This window comes from Mycobacterium sp. ZZG, from assembly GCF_054786995.1.
In genome coordinates this window covers 1-14,256 of record NZ_JBTBFV010000089.1, presented here as the reverse complement: position 1 = coordinate 14,256, position 14,256 = coordinate 1, and the positions used below count along the sequence as shown (strand labels likewise).

Below are 14,256 nucleotides of genomic sequence, written 5' to 3'. Positions count from 1 at the left end.
AGGTAGGTGATGTCGGTGGACCACACCGCGTCGATACGGCCCTGGTCAAAGCGGCGACCCACCAGATCCGGCGGGAACGACGCGCACGGATCAACGACCGTGGTGGTCTTGAAGGTGCGCGGACTGACGCCCTCGATGCCCAACTCCGCCATGATCTTGGCGACCGTGTTGTGCGAAACCTGGTCCCCGGCCTCATGCAGATCGGCGGTGATCCGCGGCGACCCGTAGGTGCCGTTGGAGTTCGTGTGATGGGTCAGAATCTTGACTTCCAGGTCCCGGCGACGCTGGACTGCCGGCGTGGGCTCGCTAGCCCGGAGACGGTCGCGATGCTTGTAGTAGCCCGAGGTGGACACACCCAGCAGCTGGGCCATCCTGACGACATCGTGGGAGGCGCACTCCGCGGCCATGAGCTCGAACCGGCTCACTTTAGATGCTTGCCCGCAAAGTACGCCGACGCTTTTTCCAGGAATGCGATGTCCTTGGACTGCTCGGCAACCTTGGCCCGTAGCCGTATCAATTCCGCCCGCTCATCCGGTGAAAGCTGCTGACTGTCACCAGGCTCCGGCACAGTACCGCCGACCGCAGCGGCCATCCGCCGCCGCTCATCAGCCACCCACTTGTGCAGCTGATTCTCATGCAAATCCAACTCACGGGCCACCTCAGCAACCCGCCGATTCCCATCGATCACCCGATGCGCGGCCTCCACCCGATACTCCGGGGTAAACGAACGCCGACGACCAGACATACGAACATCCTTCCACGGGACCACCGTCCCGCTATCTCAGATGTCCACTACTTCTGGGGAACCTCAAGTGATAGTCGGTGACCATCGCACTGGCGACGTCGCGTAGCCGGTGCTGGCCGGCGCGGTACGTTGCTACCACCGCTTCGGTGTCGTGACCATTCCCGGCGAGCGCGCGCGCCCTGTCCCCCACGTACTGCTCGGTGAAGACACCCTCTTCCAGGGCCGCGTCGAATACCCGCCACTCGTCGCGCGTCGTCCCTGCGAGAATCGGGATTGGCGGCATATCACGCGTCCGCGCGGCCATCAACGGATGCTCGCTGATGACGTCCCCGTCGATGCAGGGATGGAACGGGCCCTGCGGCGGCACGAATCCGCTGTCGATGCAGCGTTGCGCGGCAAGGATCTCCTCGAGGCCCGGCTCCTCGCTGCGCGTGAGCGCACCGGTCGACACGAGCTGCGCGACGACGGCCGCGGCGGCCTCCCTGGAGCGGACGCGTTCCAACCCGCCGCTCTGCAAAATTGCACGGTCGAAAAGGTCGCACCCTCCGGCGAGCAGGGCCGAAATCGCGATCGCACCGGAAGATTGGCCGGCCACCGTGACCGCGCCGGGATCACCTCCGAAGGCGCCGATCTGCTCGCGCACCCACTGCAGGGCATGCCTCTGGTCGCGCAGTGCGAGGTTGGTGGAGCCGACCCCGTGCAGTTCAGGCGCGTAGAGCGAACCGAGCACACCAAGACGGAAGTTCATTGTCACGACCACGATGTCGCCGCGCCGGGCGAGTCGCGAACCGTCGAGCAGCGGAGCGGATCCATGACCCTGCGCCTGTCCGCCGCCGTGCAGGAACACCAGCACAGGTCGGCGGTTGTCGTCGGCCGCGGGCGTCCAGATGTTGAGCGTCAGGCAGTCCTCGCTCATGGTGAGGCCGCGCTTGGCCAGCCGCTCGGGCGAGATGTCTTGCGGGGGGATTGCCCCGAACGTGACGGCCTCTCGTACGCCTTCCCAGCTTGTCACGGGTTGCGTTGGGCGCCAACGACGCTCGTCGGTCGGCGGTGCGGCGTAAGGTACACCGCGAAAGGCGACAACGTCTCCCCATGCGCCCGACCCAGTGGCGTCGCCACGCAGGGAACCGTACGAGGTATGCGCGACTGTGGTCATCGGCGCTCAGCGAGGGGAGTCGAGTCTGTCAGGGGGAATTGTCTGGCCATCTCACCGCTGAGCACCCGGCTCAGGAAGTCGCGGCCCTTAAAGCTCACCACCTCCACACGGAGCCCAGTGCGCGGGTCGCGCAGGAAGGCGACGCCGGCACCCGTGCGCTCCAACACCCAGCCGTCGTCCTGCAGCCGCGCGACGTCATCACGCCAGCGCTGGGCGTAGTAGCCGACGTGGTGCAGGCCGCCGAGCTTCGGTTCGGCGAAGATCGAGTCCGCGGCGGCGACGACCTCGATCAGCTCCAAGTACGGCGGACCGGAGGTGGAGAACGCGAGGCGCACGGTCTGGTCGTCGGCGGACCCGTCCGGACGGGTGAAGCCGCTGCGCATCTCGAACGGCGGAGCCCACGTGATCTGCATGCCGCCGGCGAGCGACTCCATACCCGTCAGCAGATCAGGAACGACGTGGCCGAGGTGGTAGACGTTGTCGAAGGACGACGCGGCAAGCATCTCGAGTCTCGGGTCCATGTCAGATCCTGTACCTGCGGCGGATGGCGTCGAAGCGTGCGTGCAGTTGGGTGGCCCGCTCTTCGGGCGTGACGTGCCGGGTGTCGTCCGGCAGGACGGTCTTCAACTCGTCAACGGTGACGACCGCGGTGTTGACCTCGGGCAATTGCCGGCTTCCGATGACGCGCATCGTCAGGTAGCCCTCGCTGAAGCGTTGGGTGTCGATCCAGTTGTGCACGCCAGGGTCGTTGTGCGCCAGCACCATTCGCACGCGGCCGTCGGAGTCGATCGCCGCTCTGCTCGGCGTGTAACTCACCGGCCGGTACAGGTAATCCATGCTGTTCCAGAACGCGCCCATATTGGTCAGCATCCAGAACTCGCCACCATCAGCGAACTCGAAGATCAACGCTTCGTCCGGCCCGAGACGCCACGGCATCGTGACGATGAGCCGGCCGCGACGCGCATCGCGTTGCTCGGCCGGGCCGGCAAAACGCGCACCGGGAAACACGTTCGGCTCGGACTCCCCGAACAGCGAGCCGATCCGCAGTTCGCGGTCCGGCCAGTCCGTCATCGCCCCGGTGAGGAAATCACCGGCCCAATCCATGGAAGCGATCAGGTCCTGCGGTGTCGGCACCGGACGCGGCTCATCCATGTCGATGCGCTCGATGCTGAACTGCGCCGAGCGCTCCGTCCACGAGTCGAAGCCTTGCCGCATGAACAGCTTGCGCGAACCCGGCGTGGTCGGCAGCCAATTCTGTTCTCGTCGTGGGCCACCGGCGTGAAGTACGAAGCTGCCGTCGGGCTCGGTGACCAGGTCGTCACCGGTGATGTTCGCCTCCGGGATGTCGCCGAAGGGCTCGTGCAAGTTCGGGTGATCGGCGCCGTAGTACACGTCCTTCTCGGGTCGCGGCCCCTGGACGGTGAAGTTGATGAAACGCGCCGTGCCCCGGTCACCGGCGATCCGGTAGGTCGAGGCGCCGTCGATCCATGCCTGCAGATAGACGAAGTCGGCGTTGTCGCCGCCGAGCTTGCGGGTCGGTCCGCAGAACGGGTGGATCACCGGATAGCGGGTGTTCTTGGTCTCCAGTGCGAGATCGTAGGCCTGGCCCAGGTTCTGCGTCAGGTAGCGGAACGCGTCCGCGCGCTGCAGGGCGTTCGGGGGTGAGGTGTCCTTGAAGGCGAGATCTCCGGCGGCCTTGAGCCGCTCGCAGAAATTGTGCCACGCCGTGCGCAGCGCCTCGTCGTCCTCGGTGTCGCCGAACGCCATCAGCGCCTCGTCTCGATGTCGATGCCGAATCGTTCTCGGTAGGTGGCGAATTCGTCGTGCAGCTGCTGCACGGGAACCGGCAGGACGTCGGTGGAGTAGGTGAACTTGCCGTACCGGTCGCTGCGGTTGGTGACGAGGTACTCGCGCATCGCCTTCTCGGCGTCGGCCGCGAACGGCACGCCGGCGAAATCGTAGAAGCCACCGATGGTGGTGACCGGGTCGGCGACGAAGTCGCGGTAGCGGACATGGTAGATGCGCGGGTCGTCCACGAGTGGGTCAGTGAGGTAGGCGTGGAAGTTGGCCCGCGACCCCTCGATCGTGTCCTTGGCGTACTGAGTCCAGTCCAGCGTCCCGGCCAGGCTCTCGTTGATCTGCCCGAAGGCCACGATCTGCGAGGCGAGCACCTGTACGGGGTCGCGGTGTACCCAGACGATGCGGGCGTCGGGATAAGTGTCGAAGAGCGCCCGCAGGCGTCGTCCGTGAAAGCCCTTGAGCACCCACCGTTTCGGCGTACGAGTGTACTGGATGTGCTGCAGCATCATGCGGTGCAACCCATACTGCGCGTGGGGGTCCTGCGGAAAGCTCTGGATCGTCACGGGAACCCGCCACCACGCGCTCGGGTTCATCGCGCGGAAGTCGAAGGCCCACGTGCGTTCACACTCGGGGAGTCCGGCGCCGAGCAGGTCGTTGTAGGGGTGGCTGACGAGCCACGGCGGGATGCGGTCGAGGATCTCGCGCCAGTCGGCGTCGGCTCGCGTCCGGCGCGGGTCGTCGACAGCGGCCGGGCCGGGCGGCGGCGAGGGGTACATGACCTCCCAGAACCGCAGCGCCCGCGAGTCCCCGTCCTGGGCGAGCAGAGCGTGCAGCAGCGTCGTCCCCGACCGCGGCTCCCCGGTGGCGAAGAGCGGGGCCGTGATTCGTTCCGCCGCGAGCGGCAGGTGCGCGCGGTCAGCCATGAAGCGCAGGCGGCTCGTCAGCAATCCGCTGATCGTGTGTGCGGCTGCCCGCACGCCGGCGTCGTCGAGTTCGGCGGTGTTGAGCCGGTCGACGGCCAAGGCCACGCGGGCAGGCAGGGTGTCGTCACCGAAGTCGGTGAGCGCGGTCGATTCTCGTGCGTCGGCGATGAGCACGTCCGCGTCCAAAGTTGTCATGGCGTGCTTCCTGTGAGCTGCAGCAGTAGGTCTTCGACCTCGCGGACTTTGCGTGCCGACTCGGCGGCGTAGGCCCGCCCCGCCATTGCGCTGTAGTCGAGCACCGACACGACCCGGGCCCCCGCCTCGCCGAACTCGGCGATCTGCGCGGCGACCTGCTTCGGCGTGCCATGCGGAACGACGGACAGGATCGCGGCCGGATCGACCCGCTCGAAGAGCCGGAGCAGTCGGTCGCGGGTCAGCATGCGCGGGTCGATGTCCTGGATGCCACGCCAGTGCTCCCCCATCGGGTGGCGGTGACCGGTGGCTGCCAGTGAGTCAGCCGTCAGTTGCAGCACCAGAGACTTCACCAGCGGGCGCCGCACGATCTCGCTCAGTTCGTCGGGCTCGCCGATGAGACAGACCACCATCTTCGCCGGTGTGATCGCCTGCGGGTCGCGTCCGGCTTGTTCTGCCGCCTCCCGGACGCGCGCCAGCTGATTGGCATAGGTCTCGGGCCCGGCGCTGCCCGTCGGCCACCAGCCGTCGCCGAATTCACCGACCAGTCGCAGCATGCGGGGGCCGTTGGCGCCGATCCAGATCGCTGGCGGGCCGGTGGGGTGCAGGTCGGTGTCCAGCCGGGCGTGCTGCAGTGTGAAGTGCTCTCCGGCGAAGTCGATCGGTCCGTCGGTGTCCCAAAGCAGCCGGATGAGCCCGAGCGCTTCGGCGAACCGGCTCACCGTGCTCCGGTGGTCAAAGCCGTACGGGGCCAGGTTTTCGCGCTCGCCGGCACCGAGTCCCAGGATGAACCGGCCGTCCGAGAGATGGCTCAGGGTCAGCGCCGACTGGGCCAGCATCACGGGGTGGCGGCGGACGGTGTCGAGGACGCTCGTCGCGAGCCGGGTGCGTGTCGTGCGGGCCGCGACGGCTCCGGCAAGAGCCAGGGTGTCCAGGTAGCGGTGCGGCGACGGTGACACCTCTGCGAGGTCGGTGAACTCGGGCGTCCAGATCGAGTCCGGCCAGAAGCTCACGAGGTGATCGGGCATCCAAATGGAGTGGTAGCGGCCATCATCGAGCGTGTCCAGCCCGCTGAGGTCGAGGGGCAGGGTCGTCCGGAAGAACGAGGCCAGCTCCAAGGGCATGCAGCGCAAGCTACCCGAGGATGACGGCTATGTCCCCGGATTGCTGTGCATCTGCTCAGCGTCGACCGAGGCTACTTCGCCAGGCGGAAATAAGGTTCAACCGTGCCGCTGAGCTTCATGACCATCGGATTCCCGCGACGATCCTTGGCGGTGGGCACTTCGACCCGCACCCAACCCTCGGCCACGTCGTATTCGACGACATTGGTCTTCTCGGCGCCGTTGAAGCGGATGCCGACGTCGCGGAGGAGCGCCTCTTGGTTATAGAAAGGGCTGTTCGGATCAATGGAAAGGCGAGTTGGCGGAACGTCGGTGATGTGGTCCTCGGACATGATGGCTTTCGTTAGATGCTGCGTCGGTTTCGGGGTTGAATCGCTGTGAACTTACCCGACGCTGACCGACGCGCCGATTGCCCGATTGCTCGTTCCGTGAAGTGGAGCTAAGGGGATTCGAACCCCTGACCCCCACACTGCCAGTGTGGTGCGCTACCAACTGCGCCATAGCCCCTTGTCGTGCTCATCGAAGTTACACCACGAGGGGTGGCCGCTCAAAATCGCTGGTCAGGGCACTTCGCCGCCGGCCTCCGGGCCGAGCGGACGCGCTTCGGTGTGCTCCGTTGACCGCCGGGGACGCGTTTCGGGGGCGAAGATCCACCCCACCGCCGCGATGCCGAGGATGACGCCGCTGATCAGGAACGACCAGCCGAACGATGTGTATTGGGCGATCAGACCCACCAGCAGCGAGCCGCCGATCGAGCCGAAGTCGGCCATCATCTGGAACGTCGCGACCGCCGTCCCGCCGCGTGACTTGTTGCCCACCACGTCGGCGACGGCTGCCTGCTGCGGGGAGACGAAGATCCCGGTGGCCGCGCCGGCGACGTAGGCCGCCACCAGGAACACCGGAAACGACGTGGTGAACCCGACCAGGGCGGTCGACACCGCGGCCAACGTCAGCCCGGCGATCAACAGCTTGCGCCGCCCGAGTCGGTCGGACAGGTACCCGCTCGGGATCACCACGGAGATGTTTCCCACCGCGAACGCCGTCAGCGCCAGACCGGCCGCCCCGGGGCTGCGGCCCAGAACTTCCACGACGAACAGCGGCACCAGCGCAATGCGCAACCCGAACGACGCCCAGCCGGTCGCGAAGTTGGAGAACAGCGCCGCACGGTAGGCGCGGTGACGGAACACCGTCCGGAAAGGTACGGGTGTCTCGGTCTCGTCGGACGGCCGCCCGACTACCGCGGACTTCCGCAGGCTGACGAACACGACCGTCGCGGCGACCAGCAGCGCGGCGCCGTAGATGAGGAATGGCGCCGACAAGCCGAACCCCGCGGTGAGACTGCCCAGGATCGGCCCACCCACCGAACCGACCATGAAGCCCGACGAGAACAGTCCCGCCACCCGGCCGCGCGCATCCGACGGTGAGATCCGGATCATCAGACCCAGCGACGACACCGTGAACATCGCCGAGCCCACCCCGCCGAGTGAACGGAAAAGCAGCAGCTGCCAATAGGTTTCGGCAAACGCACAGACCGCGGTCGACAACGCCACGATCAGCAGGCCGCTGATGTAGACCCGCCGCTCCCCTAACCGCTGCACGAGCATGCCCGCCGGCGGTGCGCCCACCAGGCGCATCACGGCGAACGCCGTAATGACGAACGTCGCAGCGCTGATGCTCACCCCGAAGTGGCGGGCGTACTGCGGCAGTACCGGTGCGACCACGCCGTAGCCGAGCGCGACGACGAAGTTGGCGGCGACCAGTACCCAGACCTCGCGGGGCAACCGCTGTCTGCTCACGGGTTCCGGCTTGGAAGTCGCGTCCGCTGTGCCCGACCTGCTCCTCGCGTCCGCGGTGCCCTGACAGTCGCCCTCTGCGGGCGACGTCACGAAATGACCGCCGCCACCACTTCGCGGGCAGCGTCCTGTACCTCGGCCAGATGCTCGGGCCCGCGGAACGATTCGGCGTAGATCTTGTACACGTCCTCGGTGCCGGACGGCCGCGCGGCGAACCAGGCGTTCTCGGTCGTCACCTTCAGCCCACCCAGCGGCGCGCCGTTGCCGGGCGCGGAGGTCAGCTTCGCGGTGATCGGCTCGCCCGCCAGCTCGGTCGCGCTCACCTGCTCCGGCGACAGCGTGCCCAGCCGGGCCCTCTGCTCCCGGTCGGCCGGGGCGTCGATGCGGGCGTACGTGGGGGCGCCGTAGCGCTCGGCCAGCTCCGCGTAGCGCTGCGACGGCGTCGACCCGGTCACCGCGAGCATCTCCGAGGCCAGCAGCGCCAGGATGATGCCGTCCTTGTCGGTGGTCCACACCGAGCCGTCGCGGCGCAGGAACGACGCCCCGGCGCTCTCCTCGCCGCCGAAACCGACGCTGCCGCCGATCAGCCCATCGACGAACCACTTGAAACCCACCGGCACCTCGACCAGTTTGCGGTCCAACCCGGCCACCACGCGGTCGATGATCGACGAGCTCACCGCGGTCTTGCCGACAGCCGTCTCGGCGGCCCACTCGGGGCGGTGCGTGAACAGGTAGTCGATGGCCACCGCGAGGTAGTGGTTCGGGTTGAGCAGGCCGCCGTCCGGGGTCACGATGCCGTGCCGGTCGGAGTCTGCATCGTTGCCGGTGGCGATCTGGTATGTCCCAGGGCTGCCGATCACTTTGTCAAGAAGCCCAGCCATCGCGTTCGGCGAGCTGCAGTCCATCCGGATCTTGCCGTCGGTGTCGAGGGTCATGAACCGCCAGGTTGCGTCGACCAGCGGGTTGACAACGGTCAGTTCCAGGTTGTGGCGTTCGGCGATCGCGCCCCAGTAGTCGACGCTGGCCCCGCCGAGCGGGTCGGCGCCGATACGGATGCCCTCGGCGCTGATCGCGTGCAGGTCGACGACGTTGGGCAGATCGTCGACGTAGGCGTTGAGGTAGTCGTGCCGCTCGGCGGTGTTCAGCGCCCGGGCCAGCGGGACGCGCTTCACCGCCCGCAGCCCGTCGCGCAGGATCTCATTGGCCCGCTTGGCGATGACACTGGTGGCGTCGGTGTCGGCGGGTCCGCCGTTTGGCGGGTTGTACTTGAATCCGCCGTCGCGCGGTGGGTTGTGCGACGGGGTCACCACGATCCCGTCGGCGAGATCGCCTTCACGGCCCTGGTTGAACGACAGGATCGCGTGACTGACGGCCGGAGTCGGGGTGTACCGGTCGGCCGAATCGATCATCGCGACAACATCGTTGGCGGCCAGCACCTCCAGCGCCGATGTCCACGCCGGCTCCGACAGTGCATGGGTGTCACGGCCGATGAACAGCGGACCCGTCGTGCCCTGCGCGGCGCGGTATTCCACGATCGCCTGCGTGGTGGCCAGGATGTGCGCCTCGTTGAACGCCCCGTCCAGGCTCGAGCCACGGTGCCCCGAGGTGCCGAAGGTGACCTGCTGGTCCACGTTCTCGGGGTCTGGAGCGACGGTGTAGTACGCCGTCACCACCGAAGCGATGTCGATCAGATCCTCGGGCTGCGCCGGACGACCGGCGCGGGGGTTGGCCGCCATGGGTCGATTCTGCTCCTTGGTGGCGCTGCGCACCGCCTCCGGGGCGGTATCCGTTCGCTCATGGCGCACGACCGGCGAGAACTGCCCGCCGGGTTCGTGTCCGCCTACCGAGACGGGCGGCAGTGAGGGTAGCCTATCTTTATCTGACGAGGTAACCTCTGCCGCCATGACCACGTCACCACCGTCCGGCGTCAGCACCGCCCTCGAGGAGATCCTGCGCGACGACCTGAACGTCGACATCACCCGCGTCACGCGGGATTCGCGGCTCATCGACGACGTCGGCCTGGACTCGGTGGCGTTCGCGGTCGGCATGGTCGCGATCGAGGACAAACTCGGGGTCGTGCTCTCGGAAGAGGATCTGCTGACCTGCGACACCGTCGGCGATCTCGAGCGGGCCATCCTGTCGAAGACCCCCACAGCCCAGTGAGCGCGTTCGCCGCGGCGCTGTCGCGGGCGATGACGGCATCTCCCCGGGACCTGATGGTCCTCGACCGGGCCGCCGGACGGTGGAATCGCCACCCATGGGGGGAGGTGCACCTGCGCTCGGAGAACATCGCCGAACGGATCCTCGACGGACCCGACGGTGCCGTGGGTCTGGTCGGCGAGCCCACCGTCGAGTTCATCGCCGCGATTCAGGGGTCCTGGCTGGCCGGCCGCGCCCTGTCGATCCTGCCCGGACCGGTACGCGGCGCCGACGACCGGCAATGGGCCCGCGCCACCGCCGAGCGTTTCGCCGGCATCGGCGTCACACAGATCTTCACCCATGGCGCCTACCCGGACTTGTTGCGTGACATCGATTCCGGTCTGACCGTCCACGACGTGTCCGAGGTGGGGCACTCGAGACGGTCCACCACGCTGACGCCGCAGGCCGGTGCGGTCGGCACCGCGGCGGTGCTGCAAGGCACCGCCGGCTCCACCGGCACGCCGCGCACCGCGCTGCTCTCTCCCGACGCGGTCATGAACAACGTCACCGCGCTGCTGCAGCACACCGCGGTCGATCCGACCGTCGACATCGGCTTGACCTGGTTGCCGCTCTACCACGACATGGGGCTGACCTTCCTGCTCACCGGCCTGCTCTCCGGCGCCGAGATGTGGGTGGCTCCCACCGCGGCGTTCGCCGCCTCGCCGTTCCGGTGGCTGAGCTGGCTGTCCGAGAGTGGCGCAACCCTCACTGCCGCACCGAATTTCGCGTACTCGGTGATCGGCAAGTACGCCCGCAGGGTTCCCGACGTCGACCTGAGCCGGCTCCGGTTCGCCATCAACGGTGGCGAACCGATCGATTGCGACGGCTTCCAGGTGTTCCTCGACGAACTCGCCCGTCTCGGTCTCGATCCGCGGGTTGCGGCGCCGTCGTACGGACTGGCCGAATCGACGTGCGCGGTCACCGCCCCCGAGCCCGGCACCGGGCTGGTCGTCGAGGAGATCGTCGACCCGGTGACCGAAGCCGTGCGGCGCCACGCGGTGCTCGGCAGACCGATTCCCGGCATGGAACTGCGCATCTCGGAATCCGAGCACACCGGCCAGGCCGGCGACCACACGATCGGCGAAGTCGAGATCCGCGGCACGTCGATGATGACCGGCTACTTGGGTCAGGAGCCACTGACTCCCGGCGAGTGGTTCCGTACCGGAGATCTCGGCTACGTCACCGACGACGGGCTGGTCGTGTGCGGCCGGGTCAAGGAACTCATCACCATCGCCGGGCGCAACATCTTCCCCAGCGAGGTGGAACGGGTCGCCGCACAGGTCCGTGGGGTGCGCGACGGCGCCGTCGTCGCGGTCGGCACCGACGGCGATTCGGCCCGCCAGGGTCTGATCATCGCCGCGGAGTTCCGCGGTCCCGACGAGGCCGGCGCGAGAAGTGAAGTGGTGCAACGCGTCGCATCGCAGTGTGGGGTGGTTCCCGCCGACGTCGTATTCATGACGCCGGGCGCGCTGCCGCGGACATCCTCGGGCAAGCTGCGGCGCCTGGAAGTCAAACGAGATCTGGAGGCTGCCCGCGCATGACCGCGTCCACCGACATCGACGTCGACGGCTACCGCACTCTGCTCACCGACGTGTTCGGCGAGCAGGTCACCGCTTGGACGGCGGAAGCCGAAGCCTCGGAGCGTTTTCCGCGGAAGCTGATCGAACACCTCGGTGCTGCCGGGGTCTTCCGCAGTAAATGGGGCCCGGCCGGTGGCCAGCACCCCGACGTCGCCAAGCTCAACGAGCTCGCTTTCCAACTCGGGCGACTGGGGTCCGCGGGTATCGGCGTCGGTGTGAGCCTGCACGATTCGGCGATCGCGGTGCTGCGCCGGTTCGGCAGGTCGGACCACCTCAAGGCGGTGTGCGAACAGGCGATCGACGGTGAGGCGGTGCTGTGCATCGGCGCCTCCGAGGAGTCCGGCGGCTCGGATCTGCAGATTGTCGAGACCGAAGTCCGTTCCGAACGTGACGGTTTCCACATCCGTGGCGTCAAGAAGTTCGTCTCGCTGTCCCCGATCGCCGACCACATCATCGTCGTCGCGCGCGGAGTGGACCACGATCCGTCCAGCAGGCACGGCAACGTCCTGGTGATCGCCGTACCGACCACGCAGGTCGAGGTACAGACCCCGTACCGCAAGGTGGGCGCCGGCCCGCTGGACACCGCCGCCGTCCACATCGACACCTGGGTGCCCGCCGACCATCTGGTGGCGCGCCCCGGCACCGGGCTGGCCGCCATCTCGTGGGGCCTTGCGCACGAACGCATGTCGATCGCCGGCCAGGTGGCCTCGTCATGCCAGCGCGTGCTGGGCGTGACCCATGCGCGCATGGTGCAACGGAGACAGTTCGGCGCGACGCTCTTCGAGCATCAGGCATTGCGCATGCGAATGGCAGACCTGCAGGCCCGCGTCGACCTGCTCCGCCACGGCCTCAACGGCATCGCCGCGCAGGGACGGCTGGATCTGCGCGCGGCCGCCGCCGTCAAGGTCACCGCGGCGCGCCTGGGCGAGGAGGTGCTTTCTGAGTGCATGCACATCTTCGGCGGTTCGGGTTACCTCGTCGACGAGACGCCGCTGGGCAGGTGGTGGCGTGACATGAAACTGGCGCGGGTCGGCGGCGGCACCGACGAGGTGCTGTGGGAGCTGGTGGCCGCGGCGATGAAGCCGGACTTCGACAGCTACGACGAGATGATCGGTGGCACAGTGACTTCCGACTAGGACGGGCGGTTCAGCGCGTACAGCGCCATTCGCCGGTTCGACATCTGGTGTTCGCCGAGGAAGTCACATCTGGCGTACTCGCACAGCCGGCGGGCGCCGACATTGCGGTGGTCGGGATCGAACATGATGCGCCGGCACTGCGGTTCGATCTCGAACAGGCTGGCCGCCAGCCGGGGCAGCAGAATCGGCCCGAAGCCGCGGTTGACGATGTCCAGGTCGGCAATCGCGGCGTGCAGACCGAGGTCGTGCGGGTCGGCGTCATAGCGCGGGGCGATGGAATCCTTTGCGGCGCGGTACACCTCGATGTAACCGTGCGGTTCCCCCTTGAACATGCCGATGAGCGGCCGCGAGTACCGGCCGGCCAGCTGGGCGCGCAGGTACCCGTGCCACCACTGCACCGGCCGGTCGTACTCCCACGCCTCGGCCAGATGCGGACGGTTCATCCACTCGGAGATCATCGCCGCGTCGGAGTCAGGGTCGACGAGCCGGACCTCGTATGGAGCGGCGAGACGCGGGATCGGCGGCGGCGGCACGACGCGCACCTCGTCGCTGATCTCGGTGAGCTCCCTGGGCAGGATCGGTCGAACGTCAGTCATCGTGACCGCAGAGCCTACCGGAGCAAGTGAGGGCAGGTTTACCTACATTCGGCCCCTACACCAGGAGTAGAACGCCGCCGGCGATCAGCGCGATCACCTTGACCAGCTCCAGTCCGACATACCCGTAGTGCGCCCGCGACCGCGGTCCCTCGGCACCGGCCAGCACCTGGTCGGAGCGGCGGGTCAACGCCGGCCGGACGAACACCATCTGCGCGGCCAGCATCACGGTCGCCACCGCCAGCAGGACCAGAGCCGCCGTCGGTCCGCCGGCGATGACTGTCGCGACCACGGCTGCTGCCGCCAGCACTCCCTCGCACACGTTGAGGGCGCGGAACACCAACCGCCCGATGCCGAGCCCGATCTGCAGGGTCACACCGGGTGCGCGGAATTTCAGCGGAGCTTCCAGGAACGAGATCGCCAGCACCATGCCGAGCCAGATGAACGTCGCTACGATGGCGACATCGAGAGCACCATGCACGGAGCGAAGCCTAGATGAGATCGTGAGGTCATGAACGAGGACCGCGTTGCCGAGTTACAGCGGTGGGAGGACTCCGGCGCGGTGTGGCGGGTGCTGACCCGCACCGCTTCGGAGGTGACCGTTGCGTTGCTGCGCTGCGACGGCGGCGAAGAGGCCGGCCGGTTCACCAGCTCCGATCCTCGCCTGCTGGCGTTCCTCGGTGACCGCACCGGCAGCGAGGACTGACCTACGCCGCAGAGAGCGCCCTCCGTTCCCGACTGCGTGCCGAAATCGCATTCCACGCGGTCGTTTCGCGGGATTCCCCGCGCTGGACGCGATCTCGGCGGACGTGCTCAGCGGACCCGATCTGATTGTCCGCTCAGCGGACGTCGACGTAGTAGACGCTGCCTGTGGTGGTGTTCTGGAAAGTACGGTCGTAGCGGTAGTCGCGGACCGTGGAGCGGATGTCGCCGCCCTTGTGGATCCCGACCACACTGGCCTCACTGAGCGGGGCGTTCGACAGCCGGTTGACCACCACGCGGTGGCCCTGGGCTTCGA

The 14,256-nt window shown here is 67.7% G+C and carries 16 protein-coding genes and 1 tRNA gene; 4 read left to right on the top strand and 13 right to left on the bottom strand.

Features of this window, described 5'->3' with window-relative positions; all coding sequences use genetic code 11:
- From ACXMYJ_RS27305 to pgm, 11 genes are all read right to left on the bottom strand, one after another.
- Positions 1 to 425: IS3 family transposase (locus ACXMYJ_RS27305; protein ID WP_460359359.1), on the bottom strand; the 425-nt coding region annotated here is incomplete at its 3' end.
- Positions 422 to 745 carry a transposase gene (locus ACXMYJ_RS27300; RefSeq protein WP_396884579.1) on the bottom strand — a complete coding sequence of 108 codons (324 nt, stop codon included), beginning with the start codon at positions 743 to 745 and terminating at the stop codon, positions 422 to 424. The genes ACXMYJ_RS27305 and ACXMYJ_RS27300, both read right to left, overlap by 4 nt.
- Before the next feature lie 31 nt (positions 746 to 776).
- Positions 777 to 1,901: a carboxylesterase family protein gene (locus ACXMYJ_RS27295; protein ID WP_460359358.1), complete on the bottom strand. Its 1,125-nt coding sequence runs from the start codon at positions 1,899 to 1,901 to the stop codon at positions 777 to 779.
- Positions 1,898 to 2,422: a VOC family protein gene (locus ACXMYJ_RS27290; RefSeq protein WP_443188617.1), complete on the bottom strand. Its 525-nt coding sequence runs from the start codon at positions 2,420 to 2,422 to the stop codon at positions 1,898 to 1,900. The genes ACXMYJ_RS27295 and ACXMYJ_RS27290 overlap by 4 nt, the downstream gene beginning before the upstream one ends.
- A 1-nt stretch (position 2,423) precedes the next feature.
- Positions 2,424 to 3,668 carry a hypothetical protein gene (locus ACXMYJ_RS27285; RefSeq protein ID WP_260751210.1) on the bottom strand — a complete coding sequence of 415 codons (1,245 nt, stop codon included), beginning with the start codon at positions 3,666 to 3,668 and terminating at the stop codon, positions 2,424 to 2,426.
- On the bottom strand, positions 3,668 to 4,819 hold the full coding sequence (locus tag ACXMYJ_RS27280) for a sulfotransferase family protein (RefSeq protein ID WP_260751209.1): 1,152 nt from the start codon (positions 4,817 to 4,819) through the stop codon (positions 3,668 to 3,670). The genes ACXMYJ_RS27285 and ACXMYJ_RS27280 overlap by 1 nt, the downstream gene beginning before the upstream one ends.
- Positions 4,816 to 5,940, bottom strand: coding sequence for an LLM class flavin-dependent oxidoreductase (locus ACXMYJ_RS27275; RefSeq protein WP_260751208.1), 1,125 nt, complete (start codon positions 5,938 to 5,940; stop codon positions 4,816 to 4,818). The genes ACXMYJ_RS27280 and ACXMYJ_RS27275 overlap by 4 nt, the downstream gene beginning before the upstream one ends.
- A gap of 71 nt (positions 5,941 to 6,011) precedes the next feature.
- Positions 6,012 to 6,269 carry a DUF3297 family protein gene (locus ACXMYJ_RS27270; RefSeq protein WP_443188613.1) on the bottom strand — a complete coding sequence of 86 codons (258 nt, stop codon included), beginning with the start codon at positions 6,267 to 6,269 and terminating at the stop codon, positions 6,012 to 6,014.
- Between the two features lie 102 nt (positions 6,270 to 6,371).
- Positions 6,372 to 6,444, bottom strand: a tRNA-Ala gene (locus ACXMYJ_RS27265).
- A 53-nt stretch (positions 6,445 to 6,497) separates the two neighbouring features.
- Positions 6,498 to 7,823: an MFS transporter gene (locus ACXMYJ_RS27260; protein WP_460359357.1), complete on the bottom strand. Its 1,326-nt coding sequence runs from the start codon at positions 7,821 to 7,823 to the stop codon at positions 6,498 to 6,500.
- Positions 7,820 to 9,466 carry a phosphoglucomutase (alpha-D-glucose-1,6-bisphosphate-dependent) gene (pgm, locus tag ACXMYJ_RS27255; protein WP_460359356.1) on the bottom strand — a complete coding sequence of 549 codons (1,647 nt, stop codon included), beginning with the start codon at positions 9,464 to 9,466 and terminating at the stop codon, positions 7,820 to 7,822. The genes ACXMYJ_RS27260 and pgm overlap by 4 nt, the downstream gene beginning before the upstream one ends.
- 166 nt (positions 9,467 to 9,632) lie before the next feature.
- Between pgm and ACXMYJ_RS27250 the strand changes: the two genes are divergently transcribed.
- Genes ACXMYJ_RS27250 through mbtN form a run of 3 tightly spaced genes read left to right on the top strand, consistent with a single transcriptional unit; the run spans position 9,633 to position 12,645 of the window.
- A complete protein-coding gene (locus tag ACXMYJ_RS27250; protein WP_260751204.1) occupies positions 9,633 to 9,893 on the top strand; it encodes an acyl carrier protein in 261 nt (86 codons plus the stop codon).
- Positions 9,890 to 11,470: a long-chain-fatty acid--ACP ligase MbtM gene (gene mbtM, locus ACXMYJ_RS27245; RefSeq protein WP_460359355.1), complete on the top strand. Its 1,581-nt coding sequence runs from the start codon at positions 9,890 to 9,892 to the stop codon at positions 11,468 to 11,470. The genes ACXMYJ_RS27250 and mbtM overlap by 4 nt, the downstream gene beginning before the upstream one ends.
- Positions 11,467 to 12,645 (top strand): mycobactin biosynthesis acyl-ACP dehydrogenase MbtN, encoded by a 1,179-nt coding sequence (mbtN, locus tag ACXMYJ_RS27240; RefSeq protein WP_460359354.1) that lies wholly within the window; start codon positions 11,467 to 11,469, stop codon positions 12,643 to 12,645. The genes mbtM and mbtN overlap by 4 nt, the downstream gene beginning before the upstream one ends.
- Here mbtN and ACXMYJ_RS27235 read toward each other — a convergent pair.
- Positions 12,642 to 13,241 (bottom strand): GNAT family N-acetyltransferase, encoded by a 600-nt coding sequence (locus ACXMYJ_RS27235; protein ID WP_460359353.1) that lies wholly within the window; start codon positions 13,239 to 13,241, stop codon positions 12,642 to 12,644. The two genes, mbtN and ACXMYJ_RS27235, sit on opposite strands and share 4 nt — an antisense overlap.
- A gap of 55 nt (positions 13,242 to 13,296) precedes the next feature.
- A complete protein-coding gene (locus ACXMYJ_RS27230; protein ID WP_460359360.1) occupies positions 13,297 to 13,668 on the bottom strand; it encodes a hypothetical protein in 372 nt (123 codons plus the stop codon).
- Positions 13,669 to 13,749: 81 nt separating this feature from the next.
- Between ACXMYJ_RS27230 and ACXMYJ_RS27225 the strand changes: the two genes are divergently transcribed.
- Entirely contained in the window at positions 13,750 to 13,944 is a 195-nt protein-coding gene (locus ACXMYJ_RS27225; protein WP_260751200.1) for a hypothetical protein, read from the top strand.
- Positions 13,945 to 14,256: the final 312 nt, after the last annotated feature.

Bases quoted from the DNA above. Each gene is read 5' to 3' on its own strand.
- ACXMYJ_RS27280 (WP_260751209.1), bottom strand. From the start codon at position 4,819: ATGACAACTTTGGACGCGGACGTGCTCATCGCCGACGCACGAGAATCG.
- ACXMYJ_RS27230 (WP_460359360.1), bottom strand. From the start codon at position 13,668: ATGGTGCTGGCGATCTCGTTCCTGGAAGCTCCGCTGAAATTCCGCGCA.
- ACXMYJ_RS27300 (WP_396884579.1), bottom strand. From the start codon at position 745: ATGTCTGGTCGTCGGCGTTCGTTTACCCCGGAGTATCGGGTGGAGGCC.
- ACXMYJ_RS27290 (WP_443188617.1), bottom strand. From the start codon at position 2,422: ATGGACCCGAGACTCGAGATGCTTGCCGCGTCGTCCTTCGACAACGTC.
- ACXMYJ_RS27235 (WP_460359353.1), bottom strand. From the start codon at position 13,241: ATGACTGACGTTCGACCGATCCTGCCCAGGGAGCTCACCGAGATCAGC.
- ACXMYJ_RS27275 (WP_260751208.1), bottom strand. From the start codon at position 5,940: ATGCCCTTGGAGCTGGCCTCGTTCTTCCGGACGACCCTGCCCCTCGAC.
- ACXMYJ_RS27285 (WP_260751210.1), bottom strand. From the start codon at position 3,668: ATGGCGTTCGGCGACACCGAGGACGACGAGGCGCTGCGCACGGCGTGG.
- ACXMYJ_RS27295 (WP_460359358.1), bottom strand. From the start codon at position 1,901: ATGACCACAGTCGCGCATACCTCGTACGGTTCCCTGCGTGGCGACGCC.
- mbtN (WP_460359354.1), top strand. From the start codon at position 11,467: ATGACCGCGTCCACCGACATCGACGTCGACGGCTACCGCACTCTGCTC.
- ACXMYJ_RS27250 (WP_260751204.1), top strand. From the start codon at position 9,633: ATGACCACGTCACCACCGTCCGGCGTCAGCACCGCCCTCGAGGAGATC.
- ACXMYJ_RS27270 (WP_443188613.1), bottom strand. From the start codon at position 6,269: ATGTCCGAGGACCACATCACCGACGTTCCGCCAACTCGCCTTTCCATT.
- pgm (WP_460359356.1), bottom strand. From the start codon at position 9,466: ATGGCGGCCAACCCCCGCGCCGGTCGTCCGGCGCAGCCCGAGGATCTG.
- ACXMYJ_RS27225 (WP_260751200.1), top strand. From the start codon at position 13,750: ATGAACGAGGACCGCGTTGCCGAGTTACAGCGGTGGGAGGACTCCGGC.